This window comes from Pseudomonas sp. Rh2, from assembly GCF_040762985.1.
GTDB lineage: Bacteria > Pseudomonadota > Gammaproteobacteria > Pseudomonadales > Pseudomonadaceae > Aquipseudomonas > Aquipseudomonas taiwanensis.
The window spans coordinates 896186-916267 of sequence record NZ_CP142890.1; the positions used below are offsets into that span (position 1 = coordinate 896186).

Consider the following 20082-nt stretch of genomic DNA (forward strand, 5'->3'; position numbering starts at 1 on the left):
GCTCCTCTTAGGAGCCGGCTTGCCGGCGAAAGGGCCATTTCTCGACACGTCATCCCAACAGCTGCCGCAACACCTGTGCGAACGCCCGCGCGCTTTCCTCTTCCTGGGCATGTCGCCCCTGACGCACTACCCACTGACCATTGACCATTACATCCCGTACCTGACGATCTCCACCGGCAAACAGCCAGCGGTTCAGAATGGCGTCGCCATCGGCAGTGGCGATGTACGGGTCCTGCCCGTCGAGCACGAGCCAGTCGGCCCGTTTGCCCCGTTCCAGGGTGCCGATGGTCTGGCCCAGCGCCTGGGCCCCGCCGCTTAGCGCTGCGTCATACAGCGTACGTCCCACCATCGGCTGGCGTTCACCATGCAGACGGTTGCGCCGCTGGTCCCGCAGGCGCTGTCCGTATTCCAGCCAGCGCAGTTCTTCCACTACGCTCAGCGAGACATGGCTGTCCGAGCCGATGCCCAGTCGTCCACCTTCAGCCAGGTAATCCACCGCCGGGAAGATGCCATCACCCAGGTTGGCTTCGGTGGTCAGGCACAGGCCTGCGACGGCACCGCTGCGGGCCATGGCCGCCACTTCATCGGCAATGGCGTGGGTGGCATGTACCAGGCACCAGCGCGGGTCGACGCTTACGTGCTCGTACAGCCACTGCAGTGGGCGCAGGCCGCTCCAGGCCAGGCAGTCATCCACTTCTTTCTGCTGTTCGGCGATGTGGATGTGAACCGGGCACTGCTGATTGGTCGCTGCCAGCACCTGGTCGATCTGCCCAGGGGTAACCGCACGCAAGGAGTGGAAGCACAGGCCGAGCTGCTGCGCGGGTTGGGCCGCCAGGACAGGGGCGAGCTGTGCCTGCAGGGCCAGGTACTGTTCCGTGGTGTTGATGAAGCGGCGCTGGCCTTCATTGGGGGCCTGGCCGCCGAAGCCTGAATGGCTGTAAAGCACGGGCAGCAAGGTCAGGCCGATACCGCTGCTGGTGGCGGCGGCGCTGATGCGCCGGGACAGCTCGGTGGGGTCGGCGTAGGCCTTTCCTGCCTGGTCATGATGGACATAGTGGAACTCGGCCACCGAGGTATAACCGGCCTTGAGCATCTCGATGTAAAGCTGGCGGGCGATGACGTGCAGTTGCTCCGGCGAGATCTTGCCGACCATCCGGTACATCAGCTCGCGCCAGGTCCAGAAGCTGTCGTTGGGATTGCCGGCCACCTCGGCCAGGCCTGCCATGGCGCGCTGGAATGCGTGGGAGTGCAAGTTCGGCATGCCCGGCAACAGCGGCCCGTGCAACCGTTCGGCGCCCTCAGCGCTGGCATTGGCTTGCACGTCTGTCAGGTGGCCATCGACAGCGACCTCCAGACGGACATCGTTAGCCCAACCGTTGGGCAGGAGGGCGCGTTCGGCGAAGTAGGCGGGCATGTGGCGATCCTGTTATTGTTCAGCTTGTATATACATATACAGCCGTTTGCCTGCCGGGTAAACTCCGGCAAGCTACCGCTCAATCAATTCGCACAAGGACCAAACGCCGTGCCGACACCTCCTGTCTCCACGCTGGTCGCCCAGATGGGCGAAGGGCCGGCGCCGCTGTATGCCCGGGTCAAGCAGATGATCGTCCAGCAGATCGAAAACGGCAGCTGGCCGCCACACCACCGGGTTCCCTCGGAAAGCGAGCTGGTCAGCGAACTGGGCTTCAGTCGCATGACCATCAACCGCGCCCTGCGCGAGCTGACCGCAGAGGGCTTGCTGGTCCGCATGCAGGGCGTAGGTACCTTCGTCGCCGAACCCAAGACCCGCTCGGCGCTGTTCGAAGTCCATAACATCGCCGACGAAATTGCCGCCCGGGGCCACCAGCATAGCTGTCAGGTGATCACCCTTGCCGAAGAGGCGGCCGGTTCCGAGCGGGCGCTGGCCCTGGACATGCGCGAAGGCCAGCGGGTGTTCCACTCGCTGATCGTGCACTACGAGAATGGCGTACCGGTGCAAATCGAGGACCGCTATGTCAACGCTGCCATCGCCCCGGACTACCTCAAGCAGGATTTTACCCGGCAGACCCCGTATGCCTACCTGTCCCAGGTTGCGCCACTGACAGAAGGCGAGCATGTGGTCGAGGCCATCCTCGCCGAACCCGATGAGTGCCAATTACTGCAGATCGAGCGTGGCGAGCCTTGCCTGCTGATCCGTCGGCGTACTTGGTCCGGTCGTCTGCCCGTGACCGCCGCTCGGTTGATTCACCCCGGTTCCCGTCATCGCCTGGAAGGACGTTTCAGCAAATGAGCCAGCTGCAGTTGTTACGCGCACGGGACTACCCGCGCATGCCTTGGAAGAACGGTGGCGGTTTCACCGAAGAAATCACGCGCGATGCGGGTGATGGCCTGGACGGTTTCGGCTGGCGCCTTTCCATTGCCGACATTGAAGCATCCGGCGGATTTTCCAGCTTCGCCGGCTACCAGCGGATCATCACCGTGCTGCAGGGTGACGGCATGCGCCTCAGTGTCGATGGCGTCGCGTCACGGCCATTGTTACCGCTCGATGCGTTCGCCTTCGATGGCCAGAGCCAGGTGAGTTGTCACCTGCTGGGTGGGCCGATCCGTGATTTCAACCTCATCTATGCCCCCGAGCGTTACCGTGCGCGCCTGCAATGGTTCAACGGCAGTACCCGGCTGTTCAGTGCTGCCGGCACTGTGTTGGTGTTCAGCGGGCAGGCGCAACTGCAAGTCAGTGTCGGTGGCCAGCCTGTGGATAACCTCGACCGCTATGACTGCCTGCACCTGAGCGGTAATGAGCGCCTGATGGAACTGGCGATCACTGGCTTGTGCTGTGTCATCGAACTGAGCGACGTTTCCCGGTAACGCACTGCGATCGCACAATTTGTTACCGAATGCCCCAGGGTGGCGCAATGCCGCCTTGGCCTGAATCCTCTACCGCAACGCCTCCCCAGATTTTTCTCACATCCCGTAACCCTTGAATGACGTGGCTTTCAAGCAGCCGCGGGGCCGCTGTCGCGCGCTGGGAAAAGTGACTTGGCAATTCAATTGCATATGCTTGTATGTACAAGTAAAGCCAAGTGCGCGAAAGTGGATAGGCCGTCCCTCTCGCGTTTGACCCAACGCACCACTGGCCCGCCGATCACGTCGGGTTTGGATAGATCGCTCAAGGAGCACTTTTCGTGACTGACAACAACTTGAACAAATTCCGTGACGTCGAGATCCGCGCCCCGCGTGGCAACAAGCTGACCGCCAAAAGCTGGCTGACCGAAGCGCCGCTGCGCATGCTGATGAACAACCTCGACCCACAAGTGGCGGAGAACCCCAAGGAGTTGGTGGTATACGGTGGTATTGGCCGCGCCGCGCGCAATTGGGCGTGCTACGACAAGATCGTCGAGAGCCTGACCAACCTGAATGACGACGAAACCCTGCTGGTGCAATCGGGCAAGCCGGTCGGTGTGTTCAAGACCCACGCCAACGCCCCGCGTGTGCTGATCGCTAACTCCAACCTGGTGCCGCACTGGGCCAACTGGGAACACTTCAACGAGCTGGATGCGAAGGGCCTGGCCATGTACGGCCAGATGACCGCTGGCAGCTGGATCTATATCGGCAGCCAGGGCATCGTTCAGGGCACCTATGAAACCTTCGTCGAAGCAGGCCGCCAGCACTACAACGGCAGCCTCAAGGGCAAGTGGGTACTGACCGCCGGCCTTGGCGGCATGGGCGGCGCCCAGCCGCTGGCCGCGACCTTGGCAGGTGCCTGCTCGCTGAACATCGAATGCCAGCAGAGCCGCATCGACTTCCGCCTGCAGACCCGCTACGTGGATGAGCAGGCCACCGATCTGGACGATGCCCTGGCGCGCATCGCCAAGTACACCGCCGAAGGCAAGGCCATCTCCATCGCCCTGCACGGCAACGCCGCCGAGATCCTGCCCGAGCTGGTCAAGCGTGGCGTACGTCCGGACATGGTCACCGACCAGACCAGCGCCCACGACCCGCTCAACGGCTACCTGCCAGCCGGTTGGACCTGGGAGCAGTACCGTGATCGCGCCCAGACCGAGCCCGCCGCTGTGGTCAAGGCCGCCAAGCAGTCCATGGCCGTGCACGTCCAGGCCATGCTCGACTTCCAGAAACAGGGCATCCCGACCTTCGACTATGGCAACAACATCCGCCAGATGGCCAAGGAAGAGGGTGTGAGCAACGCCTTCGACTTCCCAGGCTTCGTGCCGGCCTACATCCGTCCGCTGTTCTGCCGGGGCATCGGCCCGTTCCGCTGGGCGGCGCTGTCCGGCGACGCCGAGGACATCTACAAGACCGACGCCAAGGTCAAGGAACTGATCCCGGACGATGCCCACCTGCATCGCTGGCTGGACATGGCCCGCGAACGCATCAGTTTCCAGGGCCTGCCGGCGCGTATTTGCTGGGTTGGCCTGGGTCTGCGCGCGAAGTTGGGCCTGGCGTTCAACGAAATGGTACGCAGCGGCGAACTGTCGGCACCGATCGTGATTGGCCGTGACCATCTGGACTCGGGTTCTGTATCGAGCCCCAACCGCGAAACCGAAGCCATGCGCGACGGCTCGGATGCGGTGTCCGACTGGCCGCTGCTCAACGCCCTGCTGAACACCGCCAGTGGCGCCACCTGGGTGTCGCTGCACCATGGTGGCGGCGTGGGGATGGGCTTCTCGCAGCATTCGGGCATGGTAATTGTCTGCGATGGTACCGACGAAGCCGCCGAGCGTATCGCCCGCGTACTGACCAACGACCCGGCCACTGGCGTGATGCGCCATGCCGATGCGGGGTATCAGATTGCGATTGATTGCGCCAAAGAGCAGGGGCTGAACCTGCCGATGATCACTGGCTGACGGGCCCTGAGGCTGCTGTGCAGACCATGGCCGGTACGCCGGCTCCTACAGGGACGGTGTTGAGCCCTGAGGGAGCCGATTTGCCGGCAATGGTCCGTCACGTGGCCTCGTCCCCCTTTTTCGAGCCCTGCCGATTTCCACTTTCAAGTTTGGGAGCGTCACGCAATGAAAACCAACAAGACCCTGCTCGCCTCGCTGTTCGCCCTTGGTCTGCTCGGTGCTGCCGGTAGCAGCCAGGCCGCGGGCTGGTGTGAATCCGGCAAGCCGGTGAAGTTCGCCGGGCTGAACTGGGAAAGCGGCATGCTGCTGACCGACGTGATGCAGTTCGTGCTCAAGCACGGCTACGGCTGCGAGACCGACAGCCTGCCCGGCAACTCCATCACCATGGAGAACGCCCTGGGCACCAATGACATCCAGGTGTTCGCCGAGGAGTGGGTAGGCCGCAGCGAGGTCTGGAACAAGGCCGAAGCCGCCGGCAAGGTGGTAGGTGTCGGCGCCCCTGTGGTGGGCGCGCAAGAGGGCTGGTACGTGCCGCGCTACGTGATCGAGGGCGATGCCAAGCGCAAGCTCGAAGCCAAGGCGCCAGACCTGAAGAACGTCGCCGACCTGGCCAACTATTCCAGCGTGTTCAAGGACCAGGAGGAGCCGAGCAAAGGCCGCTTCTACAACTGCCCTGCCGGTTGGACCTGTGAGCTGGACAACACCAAGATGCTCAAGGAGTACGGCCTGGAAAGCAGCTACACCAACTTCCGTCCAGGCACTGGCCCGGCACTGGATGCTGCCGTGCTGTCGAGCTACAAGCGCGGCGAGCCGATTCTTTTCTACTACTGGACCCCAACCCCGCTGATGGGCCAGGTCGACCTGGTCAAGCTGCAAGAGAAGGAAGGCGTGGACAAGTCCGTGACCATCAAGGTCGGTCTGTCGAAAGCGTTCCACGAGCAAGCCCCCGAACTGGTCGCGGTGCTGGAGAAGGTCAATCTGCCGATCGACCTGCTGAACCAGAACCTGGCGCGCATGACCAAGGATCGGATCGAATCGCCAGAACTGGCCAAGACGTTCCTCAAGGAACATCCTGAAGTTTGGCAGTCCTGGGTCAGCACGGATGCCGCCAAGAAGATCAACGCGGCGCTCTGAGCGTCCTCAGCTGATGAGTGGAACCTATGTTTCCTGACAACCTGACATTCTCCATCGCCGACTGGGTCAACGGCTGGGTCGACGCCCTGGTGACCAACTACGGCGATGTGTTCCGGCACATTTCCGACACCCTGCTATGGGCCATCGTCAGTCTCGAAGGCCTGCTGCGTGCCACACCCTGGTGGCTGATGCTGGGGGTGGTGGCGGTCATCGCCTGGCACGCCACCCGGCGTGTACTGCCGACCTTGGTGATCACCGGCTTGTTGTTCCTGGTCGGCGCTGTCGGCCTCTGGGACAAGTTGATGCAGACGTTGGCACTGATGCTGGTCGCCACCGTGATCTCGGTGCTGGTGGGCATTCCGCTGGGCATCCTGTCGGCGCGCAGCAACCGCTTGCGCGCAGTGTTGATGCCATTGCTGGACATCATGCAGACCATGCCAAGCTTCGTGTACTTGATTCCGGTGCTGATGCTGTTCGGCCTGGGCAAGGTGCCGGCGATCTTCGCCACGGTGATCTACGCCGCGCCGCCCCTGATCCGCCTGACCGACCTGGGGATTCGTCAGGTCGACGGTGAAGTGATGGAGGCCATCAACGCCTTCGGCGCCAACCGCTGGCAACAGCTGTTCGGCGTGCAGTTGCCACTGGCATTGCCCAGCATCATGGCCGGCATCAACCAGACCACCATGATGGCGCTGTCGATGGTGGTGATTGCCTCGATGATCGGCGCCCGGGGGCTGGGCGAAGACGTGCTGGTCGGTATCCAGACCCTGAACGTCGGCCGCGGCCTCGAAGCGGGTCTGGCGATCGTCATTCTCGCGGTGGTGATCGACCGCATTACCCAGGCCTATGGCCGGCCACGCCACGAGGTGAGCAAATGAGCACGCAGGCGATCAGCAAGATCGAGGTGAAGAACGTCTTCAAGATCTTCGGCGACCGTGCCGAGGAAGCCTTGCAACTGATCCGCAACAAGCAGGGCAAGGAGCAGGTGCTGGCGCAGACGGGTTGCGTGGTCGGGGTCAACGACCTGTCGCTGTCCATCGGCAGCGGCGAGATCTTCGTAATCATGGGACTGTCCGGTTCCGGCAAGTCGACCCTGGTGCGCCACTTCAACCGGCTGATCGACCCCACCAGTGGGCAGATCCTGGTCGATGGCGAGGACATTCTGAAATACGACATGGAAGCCTTGCGCGAGTTTCGCCGGCGCAAGATCAGCATGGTGTTCCAGAGTTTTGGCCTGTTGCCGCACCGCAACGTGCTGGACAACGTCGCCTATGGCCTGAAGGTGCGGGGCGAGAGCAAGCAACTGTGCGCAGAGCGCGCTCAGCAGTGGATCGAGACCGTCGGTCTGAAGGGCTACGAGAAGAAGTATCCGCACCAGCTGTCGGGCGGCATGCGCCAGCGCGTCGGCCTGGCCCGGGCCTTGGCGGCGGACACCGACATCATCCTCATGGACGAGGCGTTCAGCGCCCTGGACCCGCTGATCCGCGCTGAAATGCAGGACCAATTGCTCGAACTGCAGAAAACGCTGCACAAGACCATCGTGTTCATCACCCATGACCTGGATGAAGCCGTGCGCATTGGCAACCGCATCGCCATTCTCAAGGATGGCCGCCTGATCCAGGTCGGTACGCCGCACCAGATCCTTCACAACCCGGCCGACGAATACGTCGACCGTTTTGTCCAGCGCCGCGCGGTTGCGGTATGAGGAGCGCCATGTCGCAAGCTGAAACCGTCGTCATCACTGGCGCCCCGGTGCGCTGGCAGGACATCGCCGCCGTCGCCCGCCATGGCGCGCGCCTTGAGCTGGCACCTTTGGTGTGGGCGCGTATCGACAACGCCCAGGCCATCGTGCGGCATATCGTCGACAGTGGTGAGCGTGCCTATGGGGTCAACACCGGCCTCGGCGCGCTGTGCAACGTATCGCTGCAAGGCGAGCAACTGAGCGCGCTGTCGCGCAACACCTTGCTCAGTCACGCCTGCGGCGTGGGGCCGGCGCTGCCCGATGAGCAGACCAGGGCGATCATCTGCGCCGCCATCGTCAACTACAGCCATGGCAAGTCCGGCCTGCAGCGTGGCGTGGTCGAAGCGCTGCTTGCACTGCTCAACCACGGCATCACCCCGCAGGTGCCGTCCCAGGGTTCGGTGGGCTACCTGACCCACATGGCCCATGTCGGTGTGTGCCTGCTGGGTATCGGCAGGGTCAGCTATCGCGGGCAGGTCGTGGAAGCCGCCCAGGCCCTGAGTGCCGAAGGGCTGGAGCCTGTCCAGCTGGGTGCCAAGGACGGCCTGTGCCTGGTCAATGGCACGCCGTGCATGACCGGCTTGGCCAGCTTGGCCGTGGACGATGCCAGCCGCTTGCTGCAATGGGCCGATGTGATCGGGGCCATGAGTTTCGAAGCGTTGCGTGGTCAGATCGCCGCCTTCGACCCCGAGATCATCGCCCTCAAACCTCATGCGGGCATGCAGGTGGTGGGTGCGAATCTGCGCGCCTTGCTCGAAGGCAGCGAAGTGATCGCCACCAGCAAGGGTATCCGCACCCAGGATGCGCTGAGCATTCGTTCGATCCCGCAGGTGCATGGCGCTGCCCGTGACCAATTGGCCCACGCGGTGCGGCAGATCGAGGCGGAACTCAACGGTGCCAACGACAACCCGTTGCTGCTGGGCACGCCGGACGATTTCCGCGTGGTCTCTCAGGCCAACCCCCACGGCCAGTCGGTGGCCATGGCGGCGGACCTTCTGGCAATCGCCATGGCCGAGATCGGCTCGATCGCCGAGCGCCGTCTGGACCGTCTGGTGAACCCGCATGTCAGCGGCCTGCCGGCATTCCTGGTCAGCGACCCTGGAGTCAACTCGGGCATGATGATCGCCCAGTACGTCGCGGCCTCGCTGTGCGCACAGAACCGTCAGCTGGCGCAACCGGCGGTGCTCGACAACTTCGTCACCTCGGGCTTGCAGGAAGACCACCTGAGCCTGGGCACCAACGCCGCCTTGAAGCTGCACCAAGTCCTGGAAAACTGCACGCAGATCCTCGCCATCGAGTACCTGCTGGCAGCTCAGGCCTTCGAGTTTCTCAAGGAGCAGCGCTTCGGCGTCGGTACCGACGCTGCCTGGCGCCTGCTGCGCAAACAGGTTCCGGCCTACCTGCAGGATCGTTGGCTGGCACCGGACATCGCCTGTGCCGCAGCCCTGCTCAAAGATCCCCGGTTGCCGCAGCCTGTGCTGTCGGCGCTGAACTGAACAATAACAAGGAGCCAGCACATGGAAGCTTTCAACCTCGTTCCCGGCAGCCTGACTTTGGCCCAATTGCGCCGGATCCACCATGCACCGGTTCGGCTGACGCTGGACCCAAGTGCTGACGCTGGGATCGACGCCAGCGTCGCCTGTGTCGAGCGCATCATCGCCGAAGACCGCACTGCCTACGGCATCAACACCGGTTTCGGTCTGCTCGCCTCGACCCGTATCGCCAGCCACGACCTGGAGAACTTGCAGCGCTCGCTGGTGCTGTCCCATGCAGCCGGCATCGGCGCGCCACTGGACGATGCCATGGTGCGGCTGATCATGGTGCTGAAGATCAACAGCCTGAGCCGCGGTTTCTCGGGCATCCGGCGCAAGGTGATCGATGCGCTGATTGCCTTGGTCAACGCCGAGGTCTACCCGCACATCCCGCTCAAAGGGTCGGTCGGTGCTTCCGGCGACCTCGCACCGCTGGCGCACATGTCGCTGGTCTTGCTGGGCGAAGGTAAGGCGCGCTACCAAGGTGAATGGCTCCCCGCCAACCAAGCCCTGGCTGTGGCGGGCCTCGAGCCGCTGACCCTGGCTGCCAAGGAAGGTCTGGCGCTGCTCAACGGCACCCAGGCCTCCACCGCCTACGCCTTGCGCGGGCTGTTCCAGGCCGAAGACCTGTTCGCCGCGGCCATCGCCTGTGGTGGGTTGACCGTGGAAGCCGCGCTGGGCTCGCGTGCACCGTTCGATGCCCGCATCCATGCGGCGCGCGGCCAGCCTGGACAGATCGACACCGCAGCCTGCTTCCGTGATTTGCTGAGCGACTCGACCGAAGTGTCGCGCTCGCACCAGAACTGCGGCAAGGTCCAGGACCCGTACTCCCTGCGGTGCCAGCCTCAAGTCATGGGGGCTTGCCTGACCCAGTTGCGTCAGGCAGCGCAGGTGCTGGCAGTGGAGTCCAATGCCGTGTCCGACAACCCATTGGTATTCGCCGAGCAGGGCGATGTGATTTCCGGTGGCAACTTCCACGCCGAACCGGTAGCCATGGCCGCGGACAACATCGCCCTGGCGATTGCCGAGATCGGTGCGCTGAGCGAGCGCCGCATCTCGCTGATGATGGACAAGCACATGTCCCAGCTACCGCCGTTCCTGGTGGAAAACGGCGGGGTGAACTCAGGGTTCATGATCGCCCAGGTCACCGCTGCCGCATTGGCCAGCGAAAACAAGGCCCTGTCCCATCCGCACAGTGTCGACAGCCTGCCGACCTCGGCCAACCAGGAAGACCATGTGTCCATGGCGCCGGCCGCTGGCAAGCGTCTGTGGGAAATGGCCGAGAACACCCGGGGCGTGCTGGCCATCGAATGGCTGGGCGCCTGTCAGGGCTTGGACCTGCGCGAGGGGCTGAAAACCTCGGTGAAACTGGAGCAGGCGCGCCAGGTGCTGCGCCGCGAGGTGCCGCACTATGACCGCGACCGCTTCTTCTCGCCGGACATCGAAGTGGCCAGCGCCTTGTTGGCTGAAGGCAAATTGACCGCGCTGTTGCCGGCCGGCGTGCTGCCAAGCCTCTGACAGGAGTACCCATATGAGAACGCTTTGGCAGCACTGCCACGCGGCAACCATGGCCCAAGGCAGCTACTCGATCATCGAGGACGCGGCCATTGTCAGTAGCGCAGGGCTGATCGAATGGATCGGCCCGCGTGGCGAACTGCCGACGCTAGAGATCGACCGCACGGTGGACCTGAACGGCGCCTGGGTCACTCCAGGCTTGATCGACTGCCACACCCACGCCGTGTTTGGCGGCAATCGCAGCGGTGAATTCGAGCAGCGCCTGCAAGGCGTGAGCTACGCCGAGATCGCCGCGCAAGGCGGCGGCATCGCCAGTACCGTGCGGGCCACACGTGCAGCCAGCGAGGACGCGTTGTTCGCCAGTGCCAGGCAGCGAGTCCAGGCGCTGATGCGCGATGGCGTGACGGCGATCGAGATCAAGTCCGGCTACGGCCTGGACCTGGCCAACGAACGCAAGATGCTGCGCGTCGTGCGGCGCTTGGCCGAAGAGCTGCCGGTGGCCGTGCGCGCCACCTGCCTGGCGGCCCACGCCCTGCCGCCGGAGTATGCCGGCAGGGCGGATGACTACATCGCCCACATCTGTGACGAGATGCTGCCTGCGCTGGCCGAGGAAGGGCTGGTGGACGCCGTGGATGCCTTCTGTGAACACCTGGCGTTCTCGCCCGACCAGGTGGAGCGGGTGTTCATAAAGGCGCGCGAACTGGGCCTGCCGGTCAAGCTGCATGCCGAACAGTTGTCGTCACTGCACGGTTCGAGCCTGGCGGCACGCTATCAGGCGTTGTCGGCAGACCATCTGGAGTTCATGACCGAAGACGATGCAATTGCCATGGCCAAGGCCGGCACGGTGGCCGTCTTGCTGCCAGGCGCCTTCTACTTCCTGCGTGAAACCCAACTGCCGCCGATGGATGCCCTGCGCCATCATGGCGTGAGAATCGCCCTGGCCAGCGACCTCAACCCCGGCACCTCGCCTGGGCTGTCGTTACGGCTGATGTTGAACATGGGCTGCACGCTGTTTCGCATGACGCCGGAGGAGGCGCTGGCAGGGGTGACCCTGCATGCCGCCATGGCGTTGGGCCTGGGTGCCAGTCACGGTTCGCTGGAGCCTGGCAAGGCGGCGGACTTCGTCGCCTGGCGGATCGAGCGCCCCGCCGACCTGGCCTACTGGCTCGGGGGGGACTTGCCCAAGCGTATCGTGCGCATGGGTCACGAGATTTCCAATTGAGCGAGACGAGATGGACAAGGTACTGAGTTTCCACCAAGGCACGCTGCCGTTGCTGATCAGCATGCCCCATGCCGGCCTGAAACTGTCTGCCACGGTGCGTGATGGGCTGGTCGATCAGGCCCGCAGCCTGCCGGATACCGACTGGCATATCCCCCGGTTGTACGATTTTGCCCGTGAGCTGGGTGCCAGCGTCGTAGCGGCGGAGTACTCGCGGTTTGTCATCGACCTGAATCGTCCCGACGATGACAAGCCCCTGTACGCTGGTGCTACCACTGGCCTTTATCCGGCCACGCTGTTCGACGGCGAGCCTCTGTTCAAGGACGGCCTGGCGCCCAGTGGCGAAGAGCGCAAGACCTACCTGGAGCGAATTTGGCGTCCCTACCACGACACTGTCCGTCACGAGCTGGCGCGCCTGCGTGAAATCCATGGCTACGCCCTGTTGTGGGATGCCCACTCGATCCGTTCGGTGATTCCGCACTTGTTCGACGGCACGTTGCCCGACTTCAACCTGGGGACCTTCAACGGCAACAGTTGCGACGCTCAGCTGGCCGAGCGGCTGGAGAAGGTTTGCGCCGAGGCCAAGGGTTACACCCACGTTCTGAATGGGCGTTTCAAGGGCGGGCATATCACCCGTCACTACGGTCAGCCGGCCTCGCATGTCCATGCGGTGCAGCTTGAGCTGGCGCAAAGTACCTACATGGAGGAGGTGGAACCCTTCGCCTACCGCGAAGACCTCGCAGCGCCAACCCAGAAGGTGCTGAGGCAATTGCTCACGGCGATGCTCGATTGGGGGCGTGAACGCTACCCTGGCTGATGGCCGGGTACGGCCTGCGCAGTGCCGTGGAGCAGTCTGCGCAGGCTGGCCTGGTGAGGTGGGTGGCGGCTACGCGCTTGTCGAGCGTGGTCGGCGATCAGGGTTTGCAAAAGCGGTGAGTTCACGGATCAGCCGTGATTCGCGAGCTTTCTTGCTGCGATCCAAGGCTTCGAGCGCTTCGGTAAGGGTGCTGAGCGGGCTGTCGGCATGTTGCTCCGACAGTTCGGTTACCTGGGCGCGATAGGTGTTCTCGATATCGGCGAACCGTTCGGCGTGGGTCAGGCGCAGGTGTTGCACCCAGCGCTCGTTCCCTTCGGCGAAGTGCAGGAAGTCCTCGCCCAGTTCGCCACGCTGTACCTGCAACTCCGCATCGGTCAGTTCCTCGATGCTGGCGTTGATCGCATAGCGCAGGCTGTCCACGGGTTGGCCGAGTTCCAGGGGGACGTTCAACTCGCGCAGGTAGGTCAGGCGCACCTCCGCTTCGTCCCTGTCGCCGGTCTCCCGCTTGGCCACTTCGTCCAGCGTGTGCAGGCGATACAGGCGTCGTACCTCCCGGTACAGGTTGGCCTCGGAATCGACCCCGTCGATCTGCAAGCGTTGGTTGGCCATGTAGAACTCGATGTTCTTGAAAGCCAGCAGTGCCCCGTCATGGCAGGTCTGGCTACCGTTCTCCTGGGGCAGGGCTTCCCTGGCCTGGAGGTTGAACAACACCAGGTCGTCCGGGTTGAGCAAGGCCTGGACCAGCACCTTGCGCACCCGCTCGCAGAACGCCAGGCGAGTGCTGCCGTTCTGGTAAGACGCGGTATTTTTCAGGCGACCCACCAGCATCAACAGGTCGTTTGCCGCGCCGGATGCTTCGAGTTGCTGCCAACAATCGCTCATGGCCTGATTTTCGACCTCCGATGCCAGCAGCCAGTCGTCCAGGCGTGGCTCATCACTGAGCGTGTCGAGCACGGGCGAATGGAAATGGCCGAACCAATCGCCGTCGTCCGAAGAGTCTGGAGCATCCATGGCGAAGGTAAAACTGCGCTGACTGTCCGAAGACAGCCGGGCACGGTAGACCGTTTCGTCGGTCAGTGGGTTGTTCAGCAACAGGATCGAGCTGATGGGAAGGTCGCTATCGAGGTTGGCCAGGACATTCGCCGGCAATTCGGTGAGGCGGTTGTCACTCAGGTCCAGCATCTCCAGGGGAAGCAGACTGTCGACCCAGCTGGGCCAATGCCTCAAGCCCATCTCGTTCAGGTCCAGTCGACGCAACGAGCGCAGGGCCGGCGGCGTGGTGGTGATCTGGCCCATCCGGTTACCGCTGAGGTCCAGTGTATCGAGGCTGTGCAGGCGCCCAAGCGTATCGAGTACGGCCTGGTCGATCTCCAGCCCCGAGTTGCGCAGTGCGAGTTCGGTCAGGTTGGGCAGACGCAGCAGTGCCGACGGCAGTGTCTGCTGTGCCTGGAGATAACTGTCGACGGTCAGGCGAGTGACCTGCGCGAAGCGGCCTAGCAGTTCGCTCAACTGGTTGCTGGTGCCTCTGACGCGCTCCAGTGTGAGGCTGCGTACCTGGTCTGTGAAGAACGCGGGCAAACGCCTGGGGAAATGTTCCAGTGAAATGCCCTCCAGGCGCAGTGGCGAGCGCGTCAGGCCGATCTCTTGGTTGTGCCAGAAATCGGACAGGGCCGTTGCGATGCGCATTCGACTGGCCATTACCGCCTGACTGAGGATAGCGGTCGAGCTGGAGGCATTGACGTAGTTATCGATAAGGTCGCGCAACTGCTGCCGCCGCTCCAGCAGCAGCGCGAGGTGGGCCCTGAAATCGGCGGTCTGGTCCATTTCGAAGCGGGCTGCGCGACCATCTTCGCTCAGCAGCACACGTTGCATCTCGTCCTCGAAGATCTGGTTGCCCTGCAAAGAGAGCTGGGCATGCTCGGCGACGCTGACGCGGTTGCTCAGGAGCAGGTTGGGCAACACCCTGATCTGATTGTTGCGCAGGGAAATGTGACGTATGTGGCTGACGGCGTTGTAGCCCAGGCCGCGTGGCCAATGGTCCAGGTTCATATTGTCCAGGCCGAGGTAATCCAGCGTCAGTTCGTCGAAGCTGGGGGGGTATTCCTCCGAGAGCCGATTACCGCTCAGGTCCAGGCGTCGCAGGCTCGTCAGTGTCATCAGGCTGTCGATGTCCGTTGCCGACAGCGACAGGTTCTGATGGGTAAGGCTGAGCGATTCGAGTGAATGAACGTGCTGGGCAATCAGTGGCAGGCTGAACTGGAACGGAGAGGGCGGCGCATCAGGTCGATAGGCGCGGCTGATGTCCAAGGTCCTCAGGTTCGAAAACTGTCGCAGCAGGTTGTTCAGTTGTGGCGCGTGCCGAGTCCAGCCTTCGAAGGCTTCGGGTGATGTGTCGACCAGTTGCAGGTCGGTAACGCCCTCGGTGAAGAACTCCGGCAAATTGAGCGGGAATTCGAGCAAGGACAGGCGTTCGAGCCGCAGCGGCTGACTGGCCGGAGCAAATGCACTGTCGTACCAGTACTGCGAAATGGTGCTTAGCAGTCGCTCCAAGTGATCAGCCGGCTGATGGGGCATGCGTTCGGCCAGTCGCCGCCATTGCCCGAGGCTGCTGTGCAACTGATTGCGCTGGCCCATCAGGTTTTGTAGCAGGTCGTTGATCGAGGTGCGTGTCATGCCTCGGCTTTCCAGGGCGGCCAAGGTCTGTTCGGCAGGCCTGGGGACTGGTGCGTGAAGCCCTATCTGGCGGATGGCGTTGAGCAACGTTTGCCGGGAAATGCTGGTGATGCGAGGGCGAGTGCCACCCAGCGGGTAGCCGATGCGGCCATCCGCCAGGCGCATGGGCGAGCGAAAACCTGGACGCACAGGCTGCATTCCCAGCACCTTGCGCAAGGCCGCACGCGTTAATGGAGTGCCTTGCTGAACCAATCGTTTGAGCGCCTGCCCATGCGTTACGCCCAGCGCCTGGCGCTGCGTGGGTGCAAGCACTTCGAATAGAGCCCCGTACAGTGAGCCGTGAGCGAAAATCGGTTGGTCGAGGCTGTCACTGTCCACCACGACGTAACCGGTGTGCGTGCAGATGATCGTTTTGCGTCCCGACGCATCATGCGGGCCAATGCTGTCGGCCTGGGTCGGTGAATGCAGGCGCTGCTCCAGGGTGATAGCGATATCGGGTGACCAGCCAGGCAGGCCTTCCAGGGTGTGCAGGACCAGCAGGTCGGTATCCCAGTTGCGCACATTCTCCAGGTACAGGCCTTCATAGGCGCGATTGAGCCTTACCTGCTGTTGCAGCAGGCGGGCCTCTTCGGCGAGGCGCCGAGGGATTCTTCCCGTGCGCAGCTCGGCCAGTTCGTCCGGCACGACGTTTTGCAGCAGCTCTTCGATGACCGGCTTCGGGAGGTTCGGGTAGCGCGAGCGGACAGTATCGGCGCCGGGGAAGACGCTGACGGGTTGCTCCAGGTACTGCGCCTGGAATGCGGCATGGATGTGGCCGGGCTCTGTCAGCGCGGGCTGCTGGGTGATCGACTGGTACAACTCGAAGCGGCTCATCGAGTCTTGCAGGGGCCCCGGCAGTCGGTGCTGCTCGATGACTGTCCGTCGCAGGACATCTTCATCGGTACCACTCACACGCAGCAGGCGCACCGCTGTCCGATCATCGAACCTTGTGCTCAGGTGGCTGGCGCGGCGGAACAATGCCAGTTCCTGCCATTGCTCGGGGCGGTCCAGGGGATGCAACCAGGCGCCCGCGCCATTATGACGCAGCGGTGGTTCATAGCTCAAAGGACGGACGGGGTGAACGAGGCGATATTCATTCTGGGGAGGTGACTGTTCGACCCTGTAGGTTTCGCCGTCGATGGGTAGCCAGGTCTTGCCGTCATGGTGGTACAGACCGGCCTCGTCAGGTTCGAGGCCGGCAGGCAGCACAATGTCATGAGCGAACGGCTTGAGGTCTGGCTGCCACAGGCGAGTATCGCCGTCGGGCAGGGTGACAGGTTCGAGCGCTTCGATGAACGAAGGCGTTTCCACCGAAATACGCTCGATGGCGGGCGTGCCATTGGCTCCGCCCGTTGCGCCCAGCACGCCTAGGAGAGCGACGTTTTCCACCACGTCCAGCAAATAGTCGAATGCTTGATCCCGGTCGCCGTCTGCCCAGCTCTCGACGCCTTCGTACACTTCGTAACTCAGTTGGATGGCCGAGAGGCCCAGCATCAGCGCGCCCAGGCCGGGTACGACGAACGCACCGATATTCAGTGCGGTGAATGCCAGTTGCTCGAAATAGGCACGCCGTTTCTGCGCACTTTTCTGGTCCTCGAACGCAGTCGGTACGGCATGGAACAGCGCGTCATCCTTGAACCGAAGCTGTTTCTGACGGGCCAGTTCATCGGCGAGCGGACGGGTGATCGGTTGCAAGGTGACCGGGACCCAGGCGTCGGGGTCGCGTACCCGCTGGGCCTGGCCACCCTGATGCCCCGGCTTCGGGGTGTACGTGGTCCAGTCGATCGGTTGCAGGCAATCGCGCAGCCTGGTGATGAACGTGGCGCTGTCGCGAGCCGCTACGGCCTGCTGCAGGTGGCGCACCTCCATGGCCCACAATTGCTCCCGCAGATGCGCCTGAGCCTGGTGCACGCCAGCATGGGCCTTCAAGGGTATAGGCGCGCCTGGCAGATAGGTGAGCAGAACGTCCTTGTAGGGCAGGGTGGTCGCGTCGTACCACAGGAGCTGCTCTGGGGACGGCACGACACCGATGACCAGCGCGCCAGTAAGCGGTATTTCAAAAAGGTTGAGGAACGCGCATCGCAGGTAGTCACCCTGGTAGTCGCCCTGGCCATGATCGACGAAGGCCAGAAGGGCTTCATGCAAGGTCTGGTCGATCAGCTCGCCGAGATAAGCCCTATGGATCTCGAGGCGGAACGCCGATTGCTCCGCCGCTGCGAGGGCTGTCGAAGCGTCCTGGATCAAGGCCTGGTATTGGCCGCCAATGTCCAGTTCGCGCACCCGCGCAGCGAACGCGTGTGGCGCAAGCCGCACAGGGTTGCCAGTCGGTTGAAGCCCCTGGAAAGCGTTGCTGTCCAGCACGCTGGACACCAGCGTTTCGCCATCGAGCCCCCCAGGCAGCGCTTCGGCTGCTTCAAAATTCTGCAGGGCACAGTGCAGCAAGGACTGCGTCGCAAGCCTGAAGGCCCGCTGGGCGCCAATGAGCGGATCGCCATTGACGGGCGCCTGGTAGGCTTGGGCCTTGCTTGCGTTGAACAGAAAGGTCTGGGTGACATCCAGGTCGAGGTCGAATCGCGTTTTCATTGCCGCCGTCAGCTGTTGCCTGGCGAACTGCTCCAGGTCGGGCAAGGACTCGAAGTGGGACCGTACCTGCGCCTGTGCGGTTCGGTAGACCTCATAGTCGCGGGCCAGGCGGCGTGCGACCGTCGGTTTGCTGGCGCATGCTTGCAGGAAACCGTGTGGCGCGTCTTTGATCGCCGCACGCATTTGCTCGAACGTGTGTGGCGCAGCGCTGAGCATCCAGGTGGGGAGCTTGGCGAGGATAAGGTCGTGGGGATGAAGGTGCTGGTGGTTATCCAGCGGCAAGTCGCTAAAGGTGGTCATTCGGGCGCCTCGTTCGGTAAAGCGCCGATGCTAGGGACCGCTGTTCTGCTCAAGCACATAACATGATCTATCCATAGACACATGCTCAAAGGCCAATTCAGGTTTATGATGCCCAACGGCAGATTAAATCCTCACACGGAGTGCGTAATGCAGACCCTGTACCCGCAGATCAAACCCTACGCCCGGCACGATCTGGCCGTGGAAGCGCCGCATGTGCTGTATGTCGACGAGAGCGGTTCGCCAGAAGGTCTGCCGGTGGTGTTCATCCACGGGGGGCCAGGCGCGGGCTGCGATGCCCAGAGCCGTTGCTACTTCGATCCCAACCTGTATCGCATCATCACCTTCGACCAGCGCGGCTGTGGCCGCTCCACGCCTCATGCGAGCCTGGAGAACAACACCACCTGGCATCTGGTCGAGGACCTGGAGCGCATTCGCAAGCACCTGGGTATCGACAAGTGGGTGCTGTTCGGTGGCTCGTGGGGTTCTACCCTGGCCCTGGCCTATGCCCAGACCCACCCCGAGCGGGTCCACGGCCTGATCCTGCGCGGCATTTTCCTGTGCAGGCCGCAGGAGATCGAATGGTTCTACCAGGAAGGTGCCAGCCGCCTGTTCCCTGACTACTGGCAGGACTACATCGCACCGATTCCGCCGGAGGAGCGAGGTGACTTGGTCAAGGCCTTCCACAAGCGCCTGACCGGCAACGACCAGATCGCCCAGATGCATGCCGCCAAGGCGTGGTCCACCTGGGAGGGTCGCACCGCTACGCTGCGCCCGAATCCGCTGGTGGTCGATCGATTCTCCGAGCCTCAGCGGGCGTTGTCGATCGCCCGCATCGAGTGCCATTACTTCATGAACAACGCCTTCCTCGAACCGGACCAGCTGATCCGTGACATGCCGAAGATCGCCCACTTGCCGGCGGTGATCGTGCATGGTCGCTACGACGTGATCTGCCCGCTGGACAACGCCTGGGCGCTGCATCAGGCCTGGCCGAACAGCGAGCTCAAGGTCATTCGCGATGCCGGTCATGCCGCTTCCGAGCCGGGTATCACCGATGCGCTGGTGCGTGCCGCCGACCAGATGGCCCGCCGTTTGCTTGATCTGCCACTGGAAGAAGCATGAAGGGGTTGTTGCAACGGGTACGCGGCGCAAGGGTAGAGGTAGCGGGCGAGATCGTCGGGGCCGTCGACCAGGGTTTGTTGGTGCTGGTGGCTGTCGAACCTGGGGATACCCGCGAACATGCCGACAAATTGCTGCACAAGCTGCTCAACTATCGGGTGTTCAGCGACGAGCAGGGCAAGATGAACTTGTCCCTCAAGGATGTAGCGGGTGGTTTGCTGCTGGTGTCCCAGTTCACTCTGGCCGCCGACACACGAAGTGGGATGCGTCCGAGCTTCTCGACAGCCGCTTCACCTGCCTTGGGCGCCGAGCTGTTCGACTATCTTTTGCAGCAAGCCAAGGGCCAGCACGCCGATGTGGCCAGCGGGCGCTTCGGTGCCGACATGCAGGTGCATCTGGTCAATGATGGCCCCGTAACATTTATGTTACAAATATGAGGTCGAAAAACCCCTTGTTTGTAGGAAAACAAGGGGTTTTGTACGATAAATAGTTGCTCCAGCCTGATGCGTTGTAACGCGACCTGCTGGATAATCGCGCGCTGCGTGGACCTGCGTTCGCAGGTTCGTTTTACT

The 20082-nt window shown here is 63.0% G+C and carries 14 protein-coding genes; 12 read left to right on the forward strand and 2 right to left on the reverse strand.

Translation table 11 applies throughout. From position 1 onward, the window contains the following. Positions 1 to 49 precede the first annotated feature (49 nt). The gene (locus VXM67_RS04060; protein WP_023378289.1) at positions 50 to 1414 is read right to left on the reverse strand and encodes a formimidoylglutamate deiminase; all 1365 of its coding nucleotides are present in this window, start codon (positions 1412 to 1414) and stop codon (positions 50 to 52) included. A gap of 144 nt (positions 1415 to 1558) precedes the next feature. Between VXM67_RS04060 and hutC the strand changes: the two genes are divergently transcribed. The 10 genes from hutC (at position 1559) to hutG (ending at position 12799) form a co-directional block, all read left to right on the forward strand. Continuing rightward, positions 1559 to 2269, forward strand: coding sequence for a histidine utilization repressor (gene hutC, locus VXM67_RS04065; protein ID WP_177325254.1), 711 nt, complete (start codon positions 1559 to 1561; stop codon positions 2267 to 2269). After that, positions 2266 to 2844, forward strand: coding sequence for a HutD family protein (locus tag VXM67_RS04070; protein WP_023378291.1), 579 nt, complete (start codon positions 2266 to 2268; stop codon positions 2842 to 2844). The genes hutC and VXM67_RS04070 overlap by 4 nt, the downstream gene beginning before the upstream one ends. 317 nt (positions 2845 to 3161) lie before the next feature. After that, positions 3162 to 4841 (forward strand): urocanate hydratase, encoded by a 1680-nt coding sequence (hutU, locus tag VXM67_RS04075; RefSeq protein WP_023378292.1) that lies wholly within the window; start codon positions 3162 to 3164, stop codon positions 4839 to 4841. A 165-nt stretch (positions 4842 to 5006) separates the two neighbouring features. Next, positions 5007 to 5975, forward strand: a complete 969-nt coding sequence (locus VXM67_RS04080) for an ABC transporter substrate-binding protein (protein ID WP_367237510.1) — start codon at positions 5007 to 5009, stop codon at positions 5973 to 5975. A 26-nt stretch (positions 5976 to 6001) separates the two neighbouring features. Beyond that, positions 6002 to 6853 carry a proline/glycine betaine ABC transporter permease gene (locus tag VXM67_RS04085; protein ID WP_023378294.1) on the forward strand — a complete coding sequence of 284 codons (852 nt, stop codon included), beginning with the start codon at positions 6002 to 6004 and terminating at the stop codon, positions 6851 to 6853. Next, positions 6850 to 7680: a glycine betaine/L-proline ABC transporter ATP-binding protein gene (locus VXM67_RS04090; RefSeq protein WP_023378295.1), complete on the forward strand. Its 831-nt coding sequence runs from the start codon at positions 6850 to 6852 to the stop codon at positions 7678 to 7680. Before VXM67_RS04085 ends, VXM67_RS04090 begins: the two co-directional genes overlap by 4 nt. 8 nt (positions 7681 to 7688) lie before the next feature. Then, positions 7689 to 9212 carry a histidine ammonia-lyase gene (hutH, locus tag VXM67_RS04095; protein ID WP_023378296.1) on the forward strand — a complete coding sequence of 508 codons (1524 nt, stop codon included), beginning with the start codon at positions 7689 to 7691 and terminating at the stop codon, positions 9210 to 9212. 21 nt (positions 9213 to 9233) lie between these two features. Continuing rightward, positions 9234 to 10766 (forward strand): histidine ammonia-lyase, encoded by a 1533-nt coding sequence (gene hutH, locus VXM67_RS04100; protein WP_023378297.1) that lies wholly within the window; start codon positions 9234 to 9236, stop codon positions 10764 to 10766. Positions 10767 to 10779: 13 nt separating this feature from the next. Further along, a complete protein-coding gene (gene hutI / locus VXM67_RS04105; RefSeq protein WP_367237511.1) occupies positions 10780 to 11985 on the forward strand; it encodes an imidazolonepropionase in 1206 nt (401 codons plus the stop codon). A 10-nt stretch (positions 11986 to 11995) separates the two neighbouring features. Further along, the gene (gene hutG / locus VXM67_RS04110; protein WP_023378299.1) at positions 11996 to 12799 is read left to right on the forward strand and encodes an N-formylglutamate deformylase; all 804 of its coding nucleotides are present in this window, start codon (positions 11996 to 11998) and stop codon (positions 12797 to 12799) included. A gap of 69 nt (positions 12800 to 12868) precedes the next feature. Here hutG and VXM67_RS04115 read toward each other — a convergent pair whose 3' ends face one another. Then, positions 12869 to 18394, reverse strand: coding sequence for a DUF6543 domain-containing protein (locus tag VXM67_RS04115; RefSeq protein ID WP_367237512.1), 5526 nt, complete (start codon positions 18392 to 18394; stop codon positions 12869 to 12871). Between the two features lie 147 nt (positions 18395 to 18541). On the opposite strand from VXM67_RS04115, the gene pip reads away from it, so the two are divergent. Together pip and dtd are read left to right on the forward strand one after the other, a co-directional pair. Beyond that, positions 18542 to 19513, forward strand: a complete 972-nt coding sequence (gene pip / locus VXM67_RS04120; protein WP_023378301.1) for a prolyl aminopeptidase — start codon at positions 18542 to 18544, stop codon at positions 19511 to 19513. Then, entirely contained in the window at positions 19510 to 19947 is a 438-nt protein-coding gene (gene dtd, locus VXM67_RS04125) for a D-aminoacyl-tRNA deacylase (protein ID WP_023378302.1), read from the forward strand. Before pip ends, dtd begins: the two co-directional genes overlap by 4 nt. Positions 19948 to 20082 lie beyond the last annotated feature (135 nt).

Bases quoted from the DNA above. Each gene is read 5' to 3' on its own strand.
- VXM67_RS04060 (WP_023378289.1), bottom strand. From the start codon at position 1,414: ATGCCCGCCTACTTCGCCGAACGCGCCCTCCTGCCCAACGGTTGGGCT.
- hutC (WP_177325254.1), top strand. From the start codon at position 1,559: ATGGGCGAAGGGCCGGCGCCGCTGTATGCCCGGGTCAAGCAGATGATC.
- VXM67_RS04070 (WP_023378291.1), top strand. From the start codon at position 2,266: ATGAGCCAGCTGCAGTTGTTACGCGCACGGGACTACCCGCGCATGCCT.
- VXM67_RS04080 (WP_367237510.1), top strand. From the start codon at position 5,007: ATGAAAACCAACAAGACCCTGCTCGCCTCGCTGTTCGCCCTTGGTCTG.
- VXM67_RS04085 (WP_023378294.1), top strand. From the start codon at position 6,002: ATGTTTCCTGACAACCTGACATTCTCCATCGCCGACTGGGTCAACGGC.
- VXM67_RS04090 (WP_023378295.1), top strand. From the start codon at position 6,850: ATGAGCACGCAGGCGATCAGCAAGATCGAGGTGAAGAACGTCTTCAAG.
- hutH (WP_023378296.1), top strand. From the start codon at position 7,689: ATGTCGCAAGCTGAAACCGTCGTCATCACTGGCGCCCCGGTGCGCTGG.
- hutH (WP_023378297.1), top strand. From the start codon at position 9,234: ATGGAAGCTTTCAACCTCGTTCCCGGCAGCCTGACTTTGGCCCAATTG.
- hutI (WP_367237511.1), top strand. From the start codon at position 10,780: ATGAGAACGCTTTGGCAGCACTGCCACGCGGCAACCATGGCCCAAGGC.
- hutG (WP_023378299.1), top strand. From the start codon at position 11,996: ATGGACAAGGTACTGAGTTTCCACCAAGGCACGCTGCCGTTGCTGATC.
- VXM67_RS04115 (WP_367237512.1), bottom strand. From the start codon at position 18,394: ATGACCACCTTTAGCGACTTGCCGCTGGATAACCACCAGCACCTTCAT.
- pip (WP_023378301.1), top strand. From the start codon at position 18,542: ATGCAGACCCTGTACCCGCAGATCAAACCCTACGCCCGGCACGATCTG.
- dtd (WP_023378302.1), top strand. From the start codon at position 19,510: ATGAAGGGGTTGTTGCAACGGGTACGCGGCGCAAGGGTAGAGGTAGCG.